This is a genomic window from Pseudomonas farsensis (genome assembly GCF_014268805.2).
Lineage (GTDB): Bacteria > Pseudomonadota > Gammaproteobacteria > Pseudomonadales > Pseudomonadaceae > Aquipseudomonas > Aquipseudomonas farsensis.
On the sequence record NZ_JABWRF020000002.1, the window covers coordinates 1,020,750 to 1,035,875 of the forward strand.

Annotated in this window: 13 protein-coding genes; 9 read left to right on the forward strand and 4 right to left on the reverse strand. The window is 62.0% G+C overall.

Translation table 11 applies throughout. The features are described from left to right. Nucleotides 1-291: 291 nt before the first annotated feature. A complete protein-coding gene (locus HU719_RS13900; protein ID WP_186522419.1) occupies nucleotides 292-1,332 on the reverse strand; it encodes a threonine aldolase family protein in 1,041 nt (346 codons plus the stop codon). Nucleotides 1,333-1,572: 240 nt separating this feature from the next. On the opposite strand from HU719_RS13900, the gene HU719_RS13905 reads away from it, so the two are divergent. The 6 genes from HU719_RS13905 (at nucleotide 1,573) to purU (ending at nucleotide 9,104) form a co-directional block, all read left to right on the forward strand. After that, a complete protein-coding gene (locus HU719_RS13905) occupies nucleotides 1,573-2,826 on the forward strand; it encodes a serine hydroxymethyltransferase (RefSeq protein ID WP_186522421.1) in 1,254 nt (417 codons plus the stop codon). A 15-nt stretch (nucleotides 2,827-2,841) separates the two neighbouring features. Then, entirely contained in the window at nucleotides 2,842-4,092 is a 1,251-nt protein-coding gene (locus HU719_RS13910) for a sarcosine oxidase subunit beta (RefSeq protein WP_186522423.1), read from the forward strand. 16 nt (nucleotides 4,093-4,108) lie between these two features. Further along, nucleotides 4,109-4,444 carry a sarcosine oxidase subunit delta gene (locus tag HU719_RS13915; RefSeq protein WP_186537225.1) on the forward strand — a complete coding sequence of 112 codons (336 nt, stop codon included), beginning with the start codon at nucleotides 4,109-4,111 and terminating at the stop codon, nucleotides 4,442-4,444. Then, nucleotides 4,441-7,458: a sarcosine oxidase subunit alpha gene (locus HU719_RS13920; RefSeq protein ID WP_186537224.1), complete on the forward strand. Its 3,018-nt coding sequence runs from the start codon at nucleotides 4,441-4,443 to the stop codon at nucleotides 7,456-7,458. Before HU719_RS13915 ends, HU719_RS13920 begins: the two co-directional genes overlap by 4 nt. Before the next feature lie 143 nt (nucleotides 7,459-7,601). Further along, nucleotides 7,602-8,234 (forward strand): sarcosine oxidase subunit gamma, encoded by a 633-nt coding sequence (locus HU719_RS13925; protein ID WP_186522430.1) that lies wholly within the window; start codon nucleotides 7,602-7,604, stop codon nucleotides 8,232-8,234. 12 nt (nucleotides 8,235-8,246) lie between these two features. After that, nucleotides 8,247-9,104 (forward strand): formyltetrahydrofolate deformylase, encoded by an 858-nt coding sequence (gene purU, locus HU719_RS13930; protein WP_186537223.1) that lies wholly within the window; start codon nucleotides 8,247-8,249, stop codon nucleotides 9,102-9,104. 73 nt (nucleotides 9,105-9,177) lie between these two features. On the opposite strand, the gene HU719_RS13935 is transcribed toward purU, so the two are convergent. After that, nucleotides 9,178-10,131 carry an RHS repeat-associated core domain-containing protein gene (locus HU719_RS13935; protein ID WP_186522441.1) on the reverse strand — a complete coding sequence of 318 codons (954 nt, stop codon included), beginning with the start codon at nucleotides 10,129-10,131 and terminating at the stop codon, nucleotides 9,178-9,180. A gap of 226 nt (nucleotides 10,132-10,357) precedes the next feature. Here HU719_RS13935 and fdhA point away from each other — a divergent pair, with 226 nt between their 5' ends. Beyond that, complete coding sequence (gene fdhA / locus HU719_RS13940) at nucleotides 10,358-11,557, forward strand: formaldehyde dehydrogenase, glutathione-independent (RefSeq protein WP_186522442.1); 1,200 nt, start codon at nucleotides 10,358-10,360, stop codon at nucleotides 11,555-11,557. A gap of 45 nt (nucleotides 11,558-11,602) precedes the next feature. Here fdhA and HU719_RS13945 read toward each other — a convergent pair whose 3' ends face one another. Continuing rightward, the gene (locus tag HU719_RS13945; protein ID WP_186537222.1) at nucleotides 11,603-12,502 is read right to left on the reverse strand and encodes an RHS repeat-associated core domain-containing protein; all 900 of its coding nucleotides are present in this window, start codon (nucleotides 12,500-12,502) and stop codon (nucleotides 11,603-11,605) included. A gap of 213 nt (nucleotides 12,503-12,715) precedes the next feature. On the opposite strand from HU719_RS13945, the gene HU719_RS13950 reads away from it, so the two are divergent. Continuing rightward, the gene (locus HU719_RS13950; protein WP_186537221.1) at nucleotides 12,716-13,279 is read left to right on the forward strand and encodes a DUF2780 domain-containing protein; all 564 of its coding nucleotides are present in this window, start codon (nucleotides 12,716-12,718) and stop codon (nucleotides 13,277-13,279) included. A 213-nt stretch (nucleotides 13,280-13,492) separates the two neighbouring features. Here HU719_RS13950 and yihG read toward each other — a convergent pair whose 3' ends face one another. Next, nucleotides 13,493-14,401, reverse strand: a complete 909-nt coding sequence (gene yihG / locus HU719_RS13955; protein ID WP_186522445.1) for a 1-acylglycerol-3-phosphate O-acyltransferase, YihG family — start codon at nucleotides 14,399-14,401, stop codon at nucleotides 13,493-13,495. 182 nt (nucleotides 14,402-14,583) lie between these two features. Between yihG and rloA2 the strand changes: the two genes are divergently transcribed. Beyond that, nucleotides 14,584-15,084 (forward strand): retropepsin-like aspartic peptidase RloA2, encoded by a 501-nt coding sequence (gene rloA2, locus HU719_RS13960; protein WP_186522446.1) that lies wholly within the window; start codon nucleotides 14,584-14,586, stop codon nucleotides 15,082-15,084. Nucleotides 15,085-15,126 lie beyond the last annotated feature (42 nt).

The following is a 15,126-nucleotide window of genomic DNA, read 5'->3' on the forward strand; positions in this document are numbered from 1 at the left end:
TGTCGCCAGCTCCCACAGAGACCGCGCACAGCCGCGATTTCGAGGTTTGGCCCTGATTCCTGTGGGAGATCACCCAGGAATCTGGGCTGCGCTGCCGCGCAGAGAACTGGGCACCGTGGGAGCGGGCTTGCCCCGCGATGCGATGTTGGCAGTGCTATCGCTATCGCGGGGCAAGCCCGCTCCCACGTTATCCATGTAAATCAGATAGTTAGCGTTTGTTCTATGAGAGCTGGCGACAGCCTGCGATGAGGCCAGCACAGGTTACTGCCGGGTCAACATGCCCAGGCGCCCTCAGGCGCCGAAAATGCTGCGGATATCCGCCGCCAACTCGCGCACCCGCGCCTCTTCGGTATCCCACGAGCACATGAAGCGCGCGCCGCCGCTGCCAATGAAGGTGTAGAAGCGCCAGCCCTTGCTGCGCAGCGCTTCGATGGCCGGCTCCGGCATTTGCAGGAACACCCCGTTGGCCTCGACCGGGAACATCAACTGCACCTCGGGCAGGTCGCTGACCAGCGATGCCAGCAGTTGTGCACAGTGATTGGCGTGGGTGCCATGGCGCAACCAGGCGCCGTCTTCCAGCAGCCCCACCCAGGGCGCTGACAAAAAGCGCATCTTCGACGCCAGCTGCCCGGCCTGCTTGCAGCGGTAGTCGAAGTCTTCGGCCAGTTGGCGGTTGAAGAACAGAATCGCCTCGCCCACAGCCATGCCGTTCTTGGTGCCACCGAAGCACAGCACGTCGACGCCGGCTTTCCAGGTGAGCTCAGCCGGCGAGCAGCCGAGGAATGCGCAGGCATTGGTAAAGCGTGCGCCGTCCATGTGCAGGTTCAGGCCCAGCTCCTTGCAGGTGGCGCTGATTGCCTTGAGCTCGTCCGGGCGATACACGGTGCCCACTTCGGTGGCCTGGGTGATGGTGACCACCCGCGGCTTGGGGTAGTGGATGTCCTGGCGCTTGAGCGCCACTTCGCGGATCGATTCGGGGGTGAGCTTGCCATCGGTGCTGGCTGCGGTGAGCAGCTTGGAGCCGTTGGAGAAGAACTCAGGCGCGCCGCATTCGTCGGTCTCGACGTGGGCGGTCTCCGAGCAGATCACGCTGTGGTAGCTCTGGCACAGCGAGGCCAGGGCCAGTGAGTTGGCGGCGGTGCCGTTGAAGGCGAAGAACACCTCGCAGTCGGTTTCGAACAACTTGCGAAAGTATTCGGCGGCGCGTTCGGTCCATCGGTCGTCGCCGTAGGCGCGCTCGTGGCCCTGGTTGGCCTGCTGCATGGCTGCCCACGCCTCCGGGCAGATGCCCGAATAGTTGTCGCTGGCGAATTGCTGGGTGTTATCGGTCATGACGCCTGTCCTTTATACGACGCAGGCAAGCACTCTAAACCATTGATTCGGCGGTTGCCTATACAACCGGTGGATGGGGCGCACAGCGCCCCGCTCTTTGCAGGCACCAGGGCCAATGTCGTAAACGCGCCATTGCAAGGCGCGCGCAGGCATCTGTGCCCACCGGCCGAGTCATACCATCGCTGCAAAGGGTCACAGATCCCTCTCCAACAAGAACTGATCGCTGCCGGGAGATACACGATGTTCAGCAAGCAAGACCAGATCCAGGGTTACGACGACGCACTGCTGGCGGCGATGAATGCCGAGGAACAACGCCAGGAAGATCACATCGAGCTGATCGCCTCGGAAAACTACACCAGCAAGCGCGTGATGCAGGCCCAAGGCAGCGGCCTCACCAACAAATACGCCGAAGGCTACCCAGGCAAGCGCTACTACGGCGGCTGCGAGCACGTCGACAAGGTCGAGGCGCTGGCCATCGAGCGTGCCAAGCAGTTGTTCGGCGCCGACTACGCCAACGTTCAGCCGCACTCCGGCTCCTCCGCCAACAGCGCGGTGTACCTGGCCTTGCTGCAGGCCGGCGACACCATCCTGGGCATGAGCCTGGCCCACGGCGGCCACCTGACCCACGGCGCCAAGGTGTCGTCCTCGGGCAAGCTGTACAACGCTGTGCAGTACGGCATCAACACCGATACCGGCCTGATCGACTACGACGAAGTCGAGCGCCTGGCCGTCGAGCACAAGCCGAAGATGATCGTTGCCGGCTTCTCGGCGTATTCCAAGACCCTCGACTTCCCGCGCTTTCGCCAGATCGCCGACAAGGTCGGCGCCCTGCTGTTCGTCGACATGGCCCACGTGGCCGGCCTGGTTGCCGCGGGCCTCTACCCCAACCCGATCCCGTTTGCCGATGTGGTCACCACTACCACCCACAAGACCCTGCGCGGCCCGCGTGGCGGCCTGATCCTGGCCAAGGCCAACGAAGAAATCGAGAAAAAGCTCAACGCGGCGGTATTCCCAGGCGCCCAGGGCGGCCCGCTGATGCATGTCATCGCCGGCAAGGCGGTGTGCTTCAAGGAAGCCCAGGAGCCAGGCTTCAAGGCCTACCAGAAGCAGGTCATCGAAAACGCCCAAGCCATGGCCAAGGTGTTCATCGACCGTGGCTATGACGTGGTGTCCGGCGGTACCGACAACCACCTGTTCCTGGTCAGCCTGATCCGCCAGGGCCTCACCGGTAAAGACGCTGACGCCGCCCTGGGCCGCGCGCACATTACCGTCAACAAGAACGCCGTGCCCAACGACCCGCAGTCGCCCTTCGTTACCTCGGGCCTGCGCATCGGCACCCCGGCTGTCACCACCCGTGGTTTCAAGGTTGCCCAGTGCGTCGCGCTGGCCGGCTGGATCTGCGATGTGCTGGACAACCTGGGGGATGCGGACGTTGAAGCCGATGTTGCCAAGAACGTCGCCGCCCTGTGCGCCGACTTCCCGGTCTACCGCTGAGTGGAGCAAAACACCATGCAACGCTATTCGGGCTTCGGCCTTTTCAAGCACTCCCTCAGCCACCACGAGAACTGGCAGCGCATGTGGCGCACGCCGACCCCTAAAAAGGTCTACGACGTGATTATCGTCGGCGGTGGCGGCCACGGCCTGGCGACGGCTTACTACCTGGCCAAGGAACACGGCATCACCAATGTCGCGGTGATCGAGAAGGGTTACCTGGGCGGCGGCAATACCGCCCGTAACACCACCATCGTGCGTTCCAACTACCTGTGGGACGAGTCGGCGCACCTGTACGAGCACGCCATGAAGCTGTGGGAGGGCCTGTCCCAGGACCTCAACTACAACGTGATGTTCTCCCAACGCGGCGTCTACAACCTGTGCCACACCCTGCAGGACATCCGTGATTCGGAGCGCCGGGTTTCGGCCAACCGCCTCAACGGCGTAGATGGCGAATTGCTTAACACCGCCCAGGTGGCGGCCGAGATTCCGTACCTGGACTGCTCCAAGAACACCCGCTACCCGATCCTCGGCGCCACCGTACAACGCCGTGGCGGCGTGGCCCGTCACGACGCCGTGGCCTGGGGCTTTGCCCGGGCCGCAGACGCCTTGGGCGTGGACTTGATCCAGCAGACCGAAGTGACCGGGTTCCGCAAGGAAAACGGCGCGGTGATTGGCGTCGAGACCAACAAGGGGTTCATCGGCGCCAAGCGCGTCGGCGTGGTCACTGCCGGTAACTCCGGGCACATGGCCAAGCTTGCCGGCTTCCGCCTGCCGCTTGAGTCGCACCCGTTGCAGGCGCTGGTTTCCGAGCCGATCAAGCCGATCATCGACAGCGTGATCATGTCCAACGCCGTGCACGGCTACATCAGCCAGTCCGACAAGGGCGACCTGGTGATCGGCGCCGGTATCGACGGCTGGGTCGGCTACGGCCAGCGCGGTTCGTACCCGGTCATCGAGCACACCCTGCAAGCCATCGTCGAGATGTTCCCCAACCTCTCGCGGGTGCGCATGAACCGCCAATGGGGCGGGATCGTCGACACCTCGCCGGACGCCTGCCCGATCATCTCCAAGACCCCGGTGAAGAACCTGTTCTTCAACTGCGGCTGGGGTACCGGCGGCTTCAAGGCGACTCCGGGCTCGGGCAACGTGTTTGCCGCAAGCCTTGCCAAAGGCGAGATGCACCCGCTGGCCGCGCCGTTCTCCATGGACCGCTTCTACAACGGCGCACTGATCGACGAACACGGCGCTGCTGCCGTCGCCCACTGACCCGGAGACAACCGTCATGTTGCACATTTTCTGTCCCCACTGCGGCGAGTTGCGCTCCGAGGAAGAATTCCACGCTTCGGGCCAGTCGCATATCGCGCGCCCGCTGGACCCGGCTTCCTGCTCCGACCAGGAGTGGGGCGAGTACATGTTCTTCCGTGATAACCCGCGTGGTATCCACCACGAACTGTGGGACCACGTCGCCGGCTGCCGCCAGTACTTCAACGTCACCCGCGACACCGTGACCTACGAAATTCTGGAAACCTACAAGATCGGCGAGAAGCCTCAGGTCACCGCTGCCGACAAGCAAGAAGCCGCGCCTGTGATCGCCAAGGGCCAAGGGGAAAAAGTATGAGCCAGACCTATCGCCTCGCCAGCGGCGGCCGTATCGACCGCAGCAAGGTGCTGAACTTCAGCTTCAACGGCAAGACCTACCAAGGCTATGCCGGCGACACCCTGGCCGCCGCGCTGCTGGCCAACGGTGTGGATATCGTTGGGCGCAGCTTCAAGTACTCGCGCCCACGCGGCATCATTGCCGCAGGTACCGAAGAGCCGAACGCCATCCTGCAGATCGGTTCCAGCGAAGCCACCCAGATCCCTAACGTGCGTGCCACCCAGCAGGCGCTGTATTCGGGCCTGGTAGCCACCAGCACCAACGGCTGGCCGAACGTCAACACCGACGTCATGGGCATCCTGGGCAAGGTGGGCGGCAGCATGATGCCGCCGGGCTTCTACTACAAAACTTTCATGTACCCCAAATCGTTCTGGATGACCTACGAGAAGTACATCCGTAAGGCAGCCGGCCTTGGCCGTGCACCGCTGCAGAACGACCCGGACAGCTACGACTACATGAACCAGCACTGCGACGTGCTGATCGTCGGCGCCGGCCCTGCTGGCCTGGCCGCGGCCCTGGCGGCTGCGCGCAGCGGTGCTCGGGTGATTCTGGCCGATGAACAGGAAGAGTTCGGCGGCACCTTGCTCGACACCCGCGAAACCCTCGACGGCAAGCCTGCCGCTGAGTGGGTTGCCGCGGTGGTTGCCGAACTCGAAGCGCTGCCAGACGTCACCCTGCTGCCACGGGCCACCGTCAACGGCTACCACGACCACAACTTCCTGACCATCCACGAGCGCCTCACCGACCACCTCGGCGACCGCGCCCCGATTGGCCAGGTGCGCCAGCGTGTGCACCGTGTGCGGGCCAACCGCGTGGTGCTGGCCGCCGGCGCCCACGAGCGCCCGCTGGTGTACGGCAACAACGACCTGCCGGGCAACATGCTGGCCGGCGCCGTTTCCACCTACGTGCGCCGTTATGGCGTGGCGCCGGGCCGCAAGCTGGTGCTGTCGACCAACAACGACCATGCCTACCGTGCAGCCCTGGATTGGCATGATGCCGGCCTGCAAGTGGTGGCCATCGCCGATGCCCGACACAACCCGCGCGGTTCGCTGGTTGAAGAAGCCCGCGCCAAAGGCATCCGTATCCTGACCTCCAGCGCTGTGATCGAGTCGCGCGGCAGCAAGCACGTTACCGGTGCCCGCGTTGCCGCCATCGACACGCAAGCGCACAAAGTCACCAGCCCCGGCGAATGGCTGGACTGCGACCTGGTGGCGACTTCCGGCGGCTACAGCCCGGTGGTCCACCTGGCTTCGCACCTGGGCGGCCGCCCGGTGTGGCGTGAAGACATCCTCGGCTTCGTACCGGGCGATGCGCCGCAAAAACGTGTGTGTGTCGGCGGTATCAATGGCGTTTATCCACTGGCCGATGCCATTGCCGATGGTTTTGAAGGCGGCGCTCGCGCGGCCACCGAAGCAGGCTTCAAGGCCAGCGTCGGCAACGTGCCGAAAACCGTGGCGCGCAAGGAAGAGGCCACCCTGGCACTGTTCCAGGTCCCGCACGACAAGGGCACTGCCCGTGCGCCCAAACAGTTCGTCGACCAGCAGAACGACGTCACCGCCGCAGCTATCGAGCTGGCGACCCGCGAGGGCTTCGAATCGGTCGAGCACGTCAAACGCTACACCGCGCTGGGTTTTGGCACCGACCAGGGCAAACTGGGCAACATCAATGGCCTGGCCATTGCCGCCCGTTCGCTGGGCATCGGCATCCCGCAGATGGGCACCACCATGTTCCGCCCCAACTACACGCCGGTGACCTTCGGCGCGGTCGCGGGCCGTCACTGTGGCCACTTGTTCGAGCCGGTGCGGTTTACCGCCCTGCATGCCTGGCACGTGAAGAACGGCGCCGAGTTCGAGGACGTCGGCCAGTGGAAGCGCCCGTGGTACTTCCCTAAAGCCGGTGAAGATATCCACGCCGCCGTTGCCCGCGAGTGCAAGGCCGTGCGTGACAGCGTCGGCCTGCTCGACGCCTCGACCCTGGGCAAGATCGACATCCAGGGCCCGGATGCCCGTGAATTCCTCAACCGCATCTACACCAACGCCTGGACCAAGCTCGATGTGGGCAAGGCGCGCTACGGCCTGATGTGCAAGGAAGATGGCATGGTCTTCGACGACGGCGTCACTGCCTGCGTCGCCGACAACCACTTCATCATGACCACCACCACCGGCGGCGCGGCCCGCGTACTGCAGTGGATGGAGCTGTACCTGCAAACCGAATGGCCGGAGCTGAAGGTGTACTTCACCTCGGTGACCGACCACTGGGCGACCATGACCTTGTCTGGCCCGAACAGCCGCAAGCTGCTCAGCGAACTGACCGACATCGACATGGACAAGGAAGCCTTCCCGTTCATGACCTGGAAGGAAGGCAAGGTCGGCGGCGTGCCGGCCCGGGTGTTCCGCATCTCGTTCACCGGCGAGCTGTCGTACGAAGTCAACGTGCAGGCCAACTACGCCATGGGCGTACTGGAAAAGATCGTCGAGGCCGGCAAGAAGTACAACCTGACCCCGTACGGCACCGAGACCATGCACGTACTGCGCGCCGAGAAGGGCTTCATCATCGTTGGCCAGGACACCGACGGTTCGATGACCGCCGATGACCTCAACATGAGCTGGTGTGTGGGCCGCAACAAACCGTACTCGTGGATTGGCCTGCGTGGCATGAACCGTGAGGACGTGGTGCGCGAGAACCGCAAGCAGCTGGTCGGCCTCAAGCCTGTGGACCCGAACGTGTGGCTGCCCGAAGGCGCCCAGTTGGTGTTCGACCCCAAGCAGCCGATCCCGATGGACATGGTTGGCCACGTCACCTCCAGCTACGCCTCCAACTCCCTGGGCTATTCGTTCGCCATGGGTGTAGTCAAGGGCGGCCTGAAGCGCATGGGCGAGCGGGTGTATTCGCCGCAGGCCGATGGCAGCGTGATCGAGGCAGAAATCGTGTCTTCGGTGTTCTTCGATCCGAAGGGTGAGCGGCAGAACGTCTAAGGCCCCGGCTGGTGACAGCGGACACTGTCGGAGCGGGCTTGACCCGCGATGCAATGGAGGCCTCGACGCCCCCATCGCGGGGCAAGCCCGCTCCCACGGTGCCGATGTCGATCTGACCCACAAGAATTCAAGGCAGGTAACAAATGAGCGCTATCAACGTCTACCAGCAAAACCCCGGCGCCGACGCCAAGGCCCAGTCGCCACTGCACCACGCCGACCTGGCCAGCCTGGTCGGCAAAGGCCGCAACAACGCAGGCGTGACCCTGCGTGAAAAGAAATTCCTCGGCCACCTGACCCTGCGTGGTGATGGCCATGACCAGGCCTTCGCCGGCGGCGTGCACAAGGCCCTGGGCCTTGAGCTACCGGTGGCGCTGACCGTGGTTGCCAACGGCGACACGTCGTTGCAATGGGTCGGCCCCGACGAGTGGCTGTTGATCGTGCCTGGCGGCCAGGAGTTTGCGGTCGAGCAGAAGCTGCGCGAGGCCCTCGACGGCCAGCACATTCAGATCGTCAACGTCAGTGGCGGGCAGAGCTTGCTGGAACTGCGCGGCCCGAACGTACGCGAAGTGCTGATGAAATCCACCAGCTATGATGTTCACCCAAACAACTTCCCGGTGGGCAAGGCGGTGGGCACGGTGTTCGCCAAGTCGCAACTGGTGATCCGCCGCACCGGCGAAGACACCTGGGAACTGGTGGTGCGCCGCAGCTTCTCCGACTACTGGTGGCTGTGGTTGCAGGACGCCTCGGCCGAGTACGGCCTGGCCATCGAAGCCTAAGGAGTACACAGCATGAGTCGGGCACCGGACACCTGGATTCTCACTGCCGACTGCCCGAGCATGCTCGGCACCGTCGATGTGGTGACGCGTCACCTCTATGAGCAGCGCTGCTACGTCACCGAGCACCACTCCTTCGACGACCGGCTGTCGGGGCGGTTTTTCATTCGCGTGGAATTCCGCGCCCCGGACGGTTTCGACGAACATGCGTTTCGCGCAGGCCTTGCCGAGCGCAGTGAAGCGTTCGGCATGGCGTTCGAGCTGATCGCGCCCAATCACCGCCCCAAGGTGGTGATCATGGTGTCCAAGGCCGACCATTGCCTGAACGATTTGCTGTATCGCCAGCGCATCGGCCAGTTGGGCATGGACGTGGTGGCGGTGGTCTCCAACCACCCCGACCTTGAGCCCCTGGCGCATTGGCACAAGATTCCCTACTACCACTTCGCCCTCGACCCCAATGACAAACCGGCGCAGGAGCGCAAGGTGTTGCAGGTGATCGAGGATACCGGTGCGGAGCTGGTGATCCTTGCCCGCTACATGCAGGTGCTGTCGCCGGAGCTGTGTCGCCAGCTCGATGGCCGGGCAATCAACATTCACCACTCGCTGCTGCCCGGCTTCAAGGGCGCCAAGCCTTACCACCAGGCCTACAACAAGGGTGTGAAGATGGTCGGTGCCACCGCGCACTACATCAACAACGACCTCGACGAAGGCCCGATCATCGCCCAGGGCGTCGAGGTGGTGGACCATAGCCACTACCCCGAAGACCTGATTGCCAAGGGGCGCGATATCGAATGCCTGACCCTGGCGCGGGCGGTGGGGTATCACATTGAGAAGCGGGTGTTCTTGAACGCCAATCGGACGGTTGTTCTTTGAAATTGGGGGCGCGAGCAGATCCGGTTAATGGAGTCCTGTTTTGCGCTGTCACGTTATCACGGCCCAGCGTGAATTATTGGGACGGGTCCCGTATACGGCTCGTGCCTCGAGACAATGTGTTGGCGGCCGGGTTGAACAGATTTAGATAAGCAGTCAGCTCAGGGTTCTGGTTTTTCATGATCTGGCTATGCACTCTTTCACGTGCCTCCTCTTTACGGATGCCGAGCCCCGGGTTTTCAATGACTGAGGCGAGGTCTTCGAATTGAGGTGACGCCATGAAAACGTCAAGGTTTCTTGAAGAGCGTTTTGCGATCCATGGTTCTAGTGCTGGGTCGGCCTTGCTCAAATTGTTGAGGGCTCCGTCCGGCAGGTAGTCCAGTACCTTGTCGAGCAAGTGGTCGTCGTGCAAGGCCATTTCTCTGGGGACATTTATCTTGATGGGCGAGCGCGCTCGTACTAGAGAAGGACGGAATTGCGTCCTGTAGCCATGGGTTCGCGTTTTGAATCCAATAACGTGGCCTGAAGGATCATCACGATTGACAGGGTCACAGCCACAGTAGGCGTAAGTATTTATGCCACCCGCATCAAAAGGGCTCCAACTGTCCGGCGCGTTGAATCGCCTCAGCGCGGGCATGTACAGCCTGTAGCCATTTCCCAATAAGTAACCTGCCGTCAGGGCGTCGATGCATTCGCCGTTGAACCCTGCCAGCGTGCGCGTCGAAGGCTGTGACGCGGCATGCCCATAGGCTGTGAAGCAATGGTTTTCACCCTCGCCGCTGCCGGGCTGCACATGCAGGACGGAGCCGTTATGGTCGTTTTCCAGAAGGGCTGTGGCCTGCCTGGCACCGGCCGCCAGCTCGGCCAGGAGCATATTGGCGGCGCGTAGGAGTACATGGTGTTGGTCCTGCTGCCTTACAGTTACCGGAATACCATTCTGGTAGAAAACTTGTGTGATGCACGCTTGCGCTTTCACCAGAGGCTCCTGATTGTTGCCGCGGCGCTTTGCGGTCTTGGTCGGATGGTACATGCACGCCTGGCCAGTGGGTACTGATAGAAATGCTAGTCAGCCAGCCTCGTGTCCCCGCTCTCTGCGCCAGCGCGGCGCGCCGCAAACAGGCATCCCCCTGTCGCAACCAGTCACTGCCCCGTCCCCCATCAAGCCCACAATTCCCTTATCCAGTAACACATGCCGCCCATGGATGGCGGCGGGTTCAACCAACGCTGCATAAATACAAATCAAGCGAGGTAAGAGCATGTCTGGTAATCGTGGAGTGGTGTATCGCGGCGCTGGCAAGGTCGAGGTACAGAATATCGACTACCCCAAGATGCAGGACCCGCGCGGCAAGAAGATCGAGCACGGCGTGATCCTCAAGGTGGTTTCCACCAACATTTGCGGCTCCGACCAGCACATGGTCCGCGGCCGCACCACTGCCCAGGTCGGCCTGGTGCTGGGCCACGAAATCACCGGTGAAGTCATCGAGCTTGGCCGCGACGTCGAGCGTTTGAAAATCGGCGACCTGGTGTCGGTGCCATTCAACGTCGCCTGTGGCCGCTGCCGCTCCTGCAAAGAAATGCACACCGGCGTCTGCCTGACTGTAAACCCGGCCCGCGCCGGTGGCGCCTACGGCTACGTCGACATGGGCGACTGGACCGGCGGGCAGGCCGAATACGTGCTGGTACCGTATGCCGACTTCAACCTGCTGAAACTGCCTGACCGCGACAAGGCCATGGAGAAAATCCGCGACCTGACCTGCCTGTCAGACATCCTGCCCACCGGTTACCACGGCGCAGTTACCGCAGGCGTCGGCCCTGGCAGCACCGTCTATGTAGCCGGTGCCGGCCCCGTCGGCCTTGCCGCTGCCGCCTCGGCGCGCCTGCTGGGTGCGGCCTGCGTGATCGTCGGCGACCTCAACCCGCTGCGCCTGGCCCACGCCAAGTCCCAGGGCTTTGAGGTGGTCGACCTGTCCAAGGACACCCCGCTGCACGAGCAGATCATCGACATTCTGGGCGAGCCAGAAGTGGACTGCGCCGTTGACGCCGTCGGCTTCGAAGCCCGCGGCCACGGCCATGAAGGCGCCAAGCACGAGGCCCCCGCCACTGTGCTGAACTCGCTGATGCAGGTGACCCGCGTAGCCGGCAACATCGGTATTCCGGGCCTGTATGTGACCGAAGACCCAGGCGCGGTAGATGCCGCTGCCAAAATCGGCGCACTGAGCATCCGCTTTGGCCTGGGCTGGGCCAAATCGCACAGCTTCCACACCGGCCAGACCCCAACCATGAAGTACAACCGCCAGCTGATGCAGGCGATCATGTGGGACCGCATCAACATTGCCGAAGTGGTGGGCGTGCAGGTGATCAGCCTGGATCAGGCGCCGGAAGGCTACGGCGAGTTCGATGCCGGCGTGCCGAAAAAGTTTGTGATTGATCCGCACAAGACGTTTAGTGCGGCGTGATGTGAAGTAATAAAGCCCCTCTGTTGAGGGGCTTTATTATCGGGCCTATCGATTATTGGGGCTATAGGGCGGAGGTGGTACCGGGTCAGTCCTGCTCCTAATAATGGCTGCCTTATCTTTTGCAATTTTCGAAGCATTGAGACGCTCGTTTAGTTCTGCTATTTCTGATTTGCTGATTTTTTTTCCTTTATGATCCTTTATCAGGATTTTGAGTATAGATCTATTGTTGGATATTTGCTGTTGGTGTAGTTCTTTTTGATTTGCGTCTAGATCTTTCTGTAGAAGGTCTTTTGCTTTAGTGATGGTTGTTTCATTGGCCCCGGGTTGTTCTGTATAAGACGGCAAGGCGCGAGAGTTTGGGCTATTTTGGCCTGTTGCTATTTTTTGCTCGGCCGTCGGGCCAACAGTGGGTGAAACCTTGGAGGAGCCAGGCCTGCGGAAATGTAAAGCGTTTCCTATTCCTTTGAATAGGCTAGTAAACCAGTTCTGGCCAGAGGGATCTATGCGGTTCACAGGGTCGCCGCCGCAATAGGCATATGCATTTATTCCGCCTTCAGCAAAAGGGCTGACACTGTCGGGTGACACAAAGCGCATGAGTGCTGGGTGATAGCTACGGTGGTAACCAGTACCCAGCAAGTAGTAATGCGACAGAGCTTCTAAATACTCACCCGTGAAGCCTGTGAGATTTTTCTCGGAATTTAACGTTGGATCGTGTCCGTATGGCGTGAACCTGTGGTGTTCATCGTCGGTATCTGCCTGCACAGTAAGGACCGACCCTTGTTGGTCCGTAGCTAATAAATTCGCCCCGCCGGCATCTGTAGTCTGTTGCTCGGCCAGCAACATATCGCGAGTGCGAACGATGGAGCGCCGCTGCAGGCCTTGGATGACAGTGCCCAAATTTTTGCCCTTGTAAAAGAAGAGCATATTATTCGACTGCCCTTTCATGGGAATCTCCTTCTGCAGTGGGTGAGCGGCGTTACAAGAGGATATTGAACAGGGAACAGGCTTGCGGCTACTGACAAAAATGCTAGGTAGGCGTGGTCGCGATGCAAGCCCGCTGTCGCGCTGGCACCGCCGACCACCGGCCTGGAACAAAGGTCCGGCCCCTCAGTCGAATGCCTCGTTTCCCGGCCATTCCGGCCGTTGAGGTCCTTCCCGATGAAAGCATTCACCCTGGCAACCCTGATGACCCTGGCCGCAAGCCCAGTGTTCGCCTTCAACCTGAGCGATGTCGCCAATGCGGTGTCGGCGACGCAAAACCACAATCAGGGCGCCCAGGTGCAGGCCCCGGCGGCCCAGGCCAACCTGCTCAACACGCTGGGCAGCGAGCTGAAAATCACCCCCGAACAAGCTATCGGCGGTGCCGGGGCCATGCTGGGGCTGGCGCGCAACAACCTCAACGGCGACGAGTATGCTCAACTGACCAAGGCGGTACCGGGGCTGGACCTGCTCTCCGGCGCCAACGCACTGGGCGGGCTGGGGCAGTTGCTGGGCGATGACAAGAGCGCGTCGCTGTTGGGCAACGCGCTGGGAAGTGAAGTGGAAGACCGCAGCGACCTCGACAGTGCCTTCAAGGCACTGGGCATGGACACTGGCATGATCGGGCAGTTTGCGCCGTTGATTCTTCAGTATCTGGGGCAGCAGGGGGTCGCAGCGTCGTTGTTGCAGAACCTTGGGAGCCTGTGGACCGTTCCAGCGCCATCAGCTCAGCCGTCGGTCTGAACTGCTGTGGGATCCATGGTTTTGTGCAGCCGGTCTGGCCTCATCGCAGGCTGTCGCCAGCTCCCACAGGAACCCGGGCCAGCCCTTGATAGTGTGGTCGTGCGCGGTCTTTGTGGGAGCTGGCGCTAGCCTGCGATGAGGCCGGCGCAGGGTTGCAGATAACCGATGTGAGCGGGCCCCGCCAGAGGTGCGCACCCGTTGGCTGATATGCCGCTATCGCGGGGCAAGCCCGCTCCCACGTTGCTCGGCACGCAATTGGTCGATCCGCTGATCCTTCTGCGCCCACAGTTCGTTCACCCAGGCCTGCAGCGTCTGGCGAAACGCCGGGTCGTTCTCGTAATCACCGCTGCACAGCGCAGGCTCAAGCTCGCGCACGCGGATGTCGATGATCACCCGGCTGATACTGCCGTCGAGCAGTGCCCAGAACCCCGGCGCCTGGTTGCCGGGGTAGACGATGGTGACGTCCAGCAACGCATCGAGCTGCTCGCCCAGTGCTGCCAGCACAAAGGCCACGCCACCGGCCTTGGGCTTGAGCAGGTTACGGTAGGGCGACTGCTGCTGGGCGCGTTTGGCCTCTGTGAAACGGGTACCTTCGAGGTAGTTGACCACGGTGACCGGCTGGCGCTTGAACAGCTCGCAGGCCGCTTTGGTGATTTCCAGGTCCTTGCCTTTGAGCTCGGGGTGCTTCTCAAGAAACGCCTTGCTGTAGCGCTTCATGAACGGGTAGTCCAGGCCCCACCAGGCCAGGCCCAGCAGCGGTACCCAGATCAGCTCTTTCTTGAGGAAGAACTTGAAGAACGGCACGCGGCGGTTGAGGCTTTCGATCAGCGCAGGAATGTCCACCCAGCTCTGGTGGTTGCTGACGCATAGGTACGAGGTGTGCTTGCCCAGGTTTTCGGCGCCGCGAATGTCCCATTGCGTGGGAATGCACAGGGCGAAGATGGCCTTGTCGACTTCCGACCAGGCTTCGGCGATCCACATGACCGCCGCCGAGGCCTGGTCGCGCCAGCGGCCGGGCAGCACCAGCTTGAGCAGGGCGAAGGCCAGCAGCGGGCCGATCATCACCAACGTGTTGAGCAGCAGCAGGGTCAAGGTAAGGATGCCGGTCAGCAGGCGACGCATAGGGAAACTCTTGTTGTGTGAAAGATACAGGTGGCAATGATAAGCACGCCGGTGGCCTACGCCAAACGTCCAGTGCCCGCTGGATGGGACAAATGTTTCACATTGTGTTGTTTAACCTGTGACAACGAACCTATGCTGCCCGCGCAGTCTAAGCACTGACTCTTTTCAAGGACGCCTGCCCCGTGAAACCTCTGCTAGCCCTGTTGTCCCTTCTGGCGCTGCCGGTCATGGCCGCCGACCCAACCCTGTATGGCCGTTACGAGCGCATCAAGCTGCCGGAGCTTGGCGAGACGCTCAAGGCCAAGATGGACACCGGCGCCTACACCGCTTCGCTGTCGGCCAAGGACATCGAGCTGTTCAAGCGCGATGGCGAGGAGTGGGTGCGCTTTCGTCTGGCGACCAAGGACGCCGATGGCAAGGTCTACGAGCACCAGGTGTCGCGTATCAGCAAAATCAAGAACCGCGCCGAAGAGGACGAGGAGGGCGATGCGCCCGAGCTTTCGCACCGCCCGGTAGTGGACCTGGAGCTGTGCCTGGGTGATGTGAAACGTACCGTGGAGGTCAACCTGGTTGACCGCAGCAGCTTCAATTACCCGCTGCTGGTGGGCTCCAAGGCGTTGAAAGAATTCAAGGCCGCTGTGGACCCCGCGCAGAAGTACACCGCGGGCAAGCCGGGCTGCTGATTGCGCTTGGCTTGAGATTGTCGGGGGGCGCTTTGCGCCCGT

What these genes read in the sequence shown, in the direction of transcription:
- HU719_RS13900 (WP_186522419.1), bottom strand. Translation starts at nt 1,332, where the DNA reads ATGACCGATAACACCCAGCAATTCGCCAGCGACAACTATTCGGGCATC.
- HU719_RS13905 (WP_186522421.1), top strand. Translation starts at nt 1,573, where the DNA reads ATGTTCAGCAAGCAAGACCAGATCCAGGGTTACGACGACGCACTGCTG.
- HU719_RS13910 (WP_186522423.1), top strand. Translation starts at nt 2,842, where the DNA reads ATGCAACGCTATTCGGGCTTCGGCCTTTTCAAGCACTCCCTCAGCCAC.
- HU719_RS13915 (WP_186537225.1), top strand. Translation starts at nt 4,109, where the DNA reads ATGTTGCACATTTTCTGTCCCCACTGCGGCGAGTTGCGCTCCGAGGAA.
- HU719_RS13920 (WP_186537224.1), top strand. Translation starts at nt 4,441, where the DNA reads ATGAGCCAGACCTATCGCCTCGCCAGCGGCGGCCGTATCGACCGCAGC.
- HU719_RS13925 (WP_186522430.1), top strand. Translation starts at nt 7,602, where the DNA reads ATGAGCGCTATCAACGTCTACCAGCAAAACCCCGGCGCCGACGCCAAG.
- purU (WP_186537223.1), top strand. Translation starts at nt 8,247, where the DNA reads ATGAGTCGGGCACCGGACACCTGGATTCTCACTGCCGACTGCCCGAGC.
- HU719_RS13935 (WP_186522441.1), bottom strand. Translation starts at nt 10,131, where the DNA reads ATGTACCATCCGACCAAGACCGCAAAGCGCCGCGGCAACAATCAGGAG.
- fdhA (WP_186522442.1), top strand. Translation starts at nt 10,358, where the DNA reads ATGTCTGGTAATCGTGGAGTGGTGTATCGCGGCGCTGGCAAGGTCGAG.
- HU719_RS13945 (WP_186537222.1), bottom strand. Translation starts at nt 12,502, where the DNA reads ATGAAAGGGCAGTCGAATAATATGCTCTTCTTTTACAAGGGCAAAAAT.
- HU719_RS13950 (WP_186537221.1), top strand. Translation starts at nt 12,716, where the DNA reads ATGAAAGCATTCACCCTGGCAACCCTGATGACCCTGGCCGCAAGCCCA.
- yihG (WP_186522445.1), bottom strand. Translation starts at nt 14,401, where the DNA reads ATGCGTCGCCTGCTGACCGGCATCCTTACCTTGACCCTGCTGCTGCTC.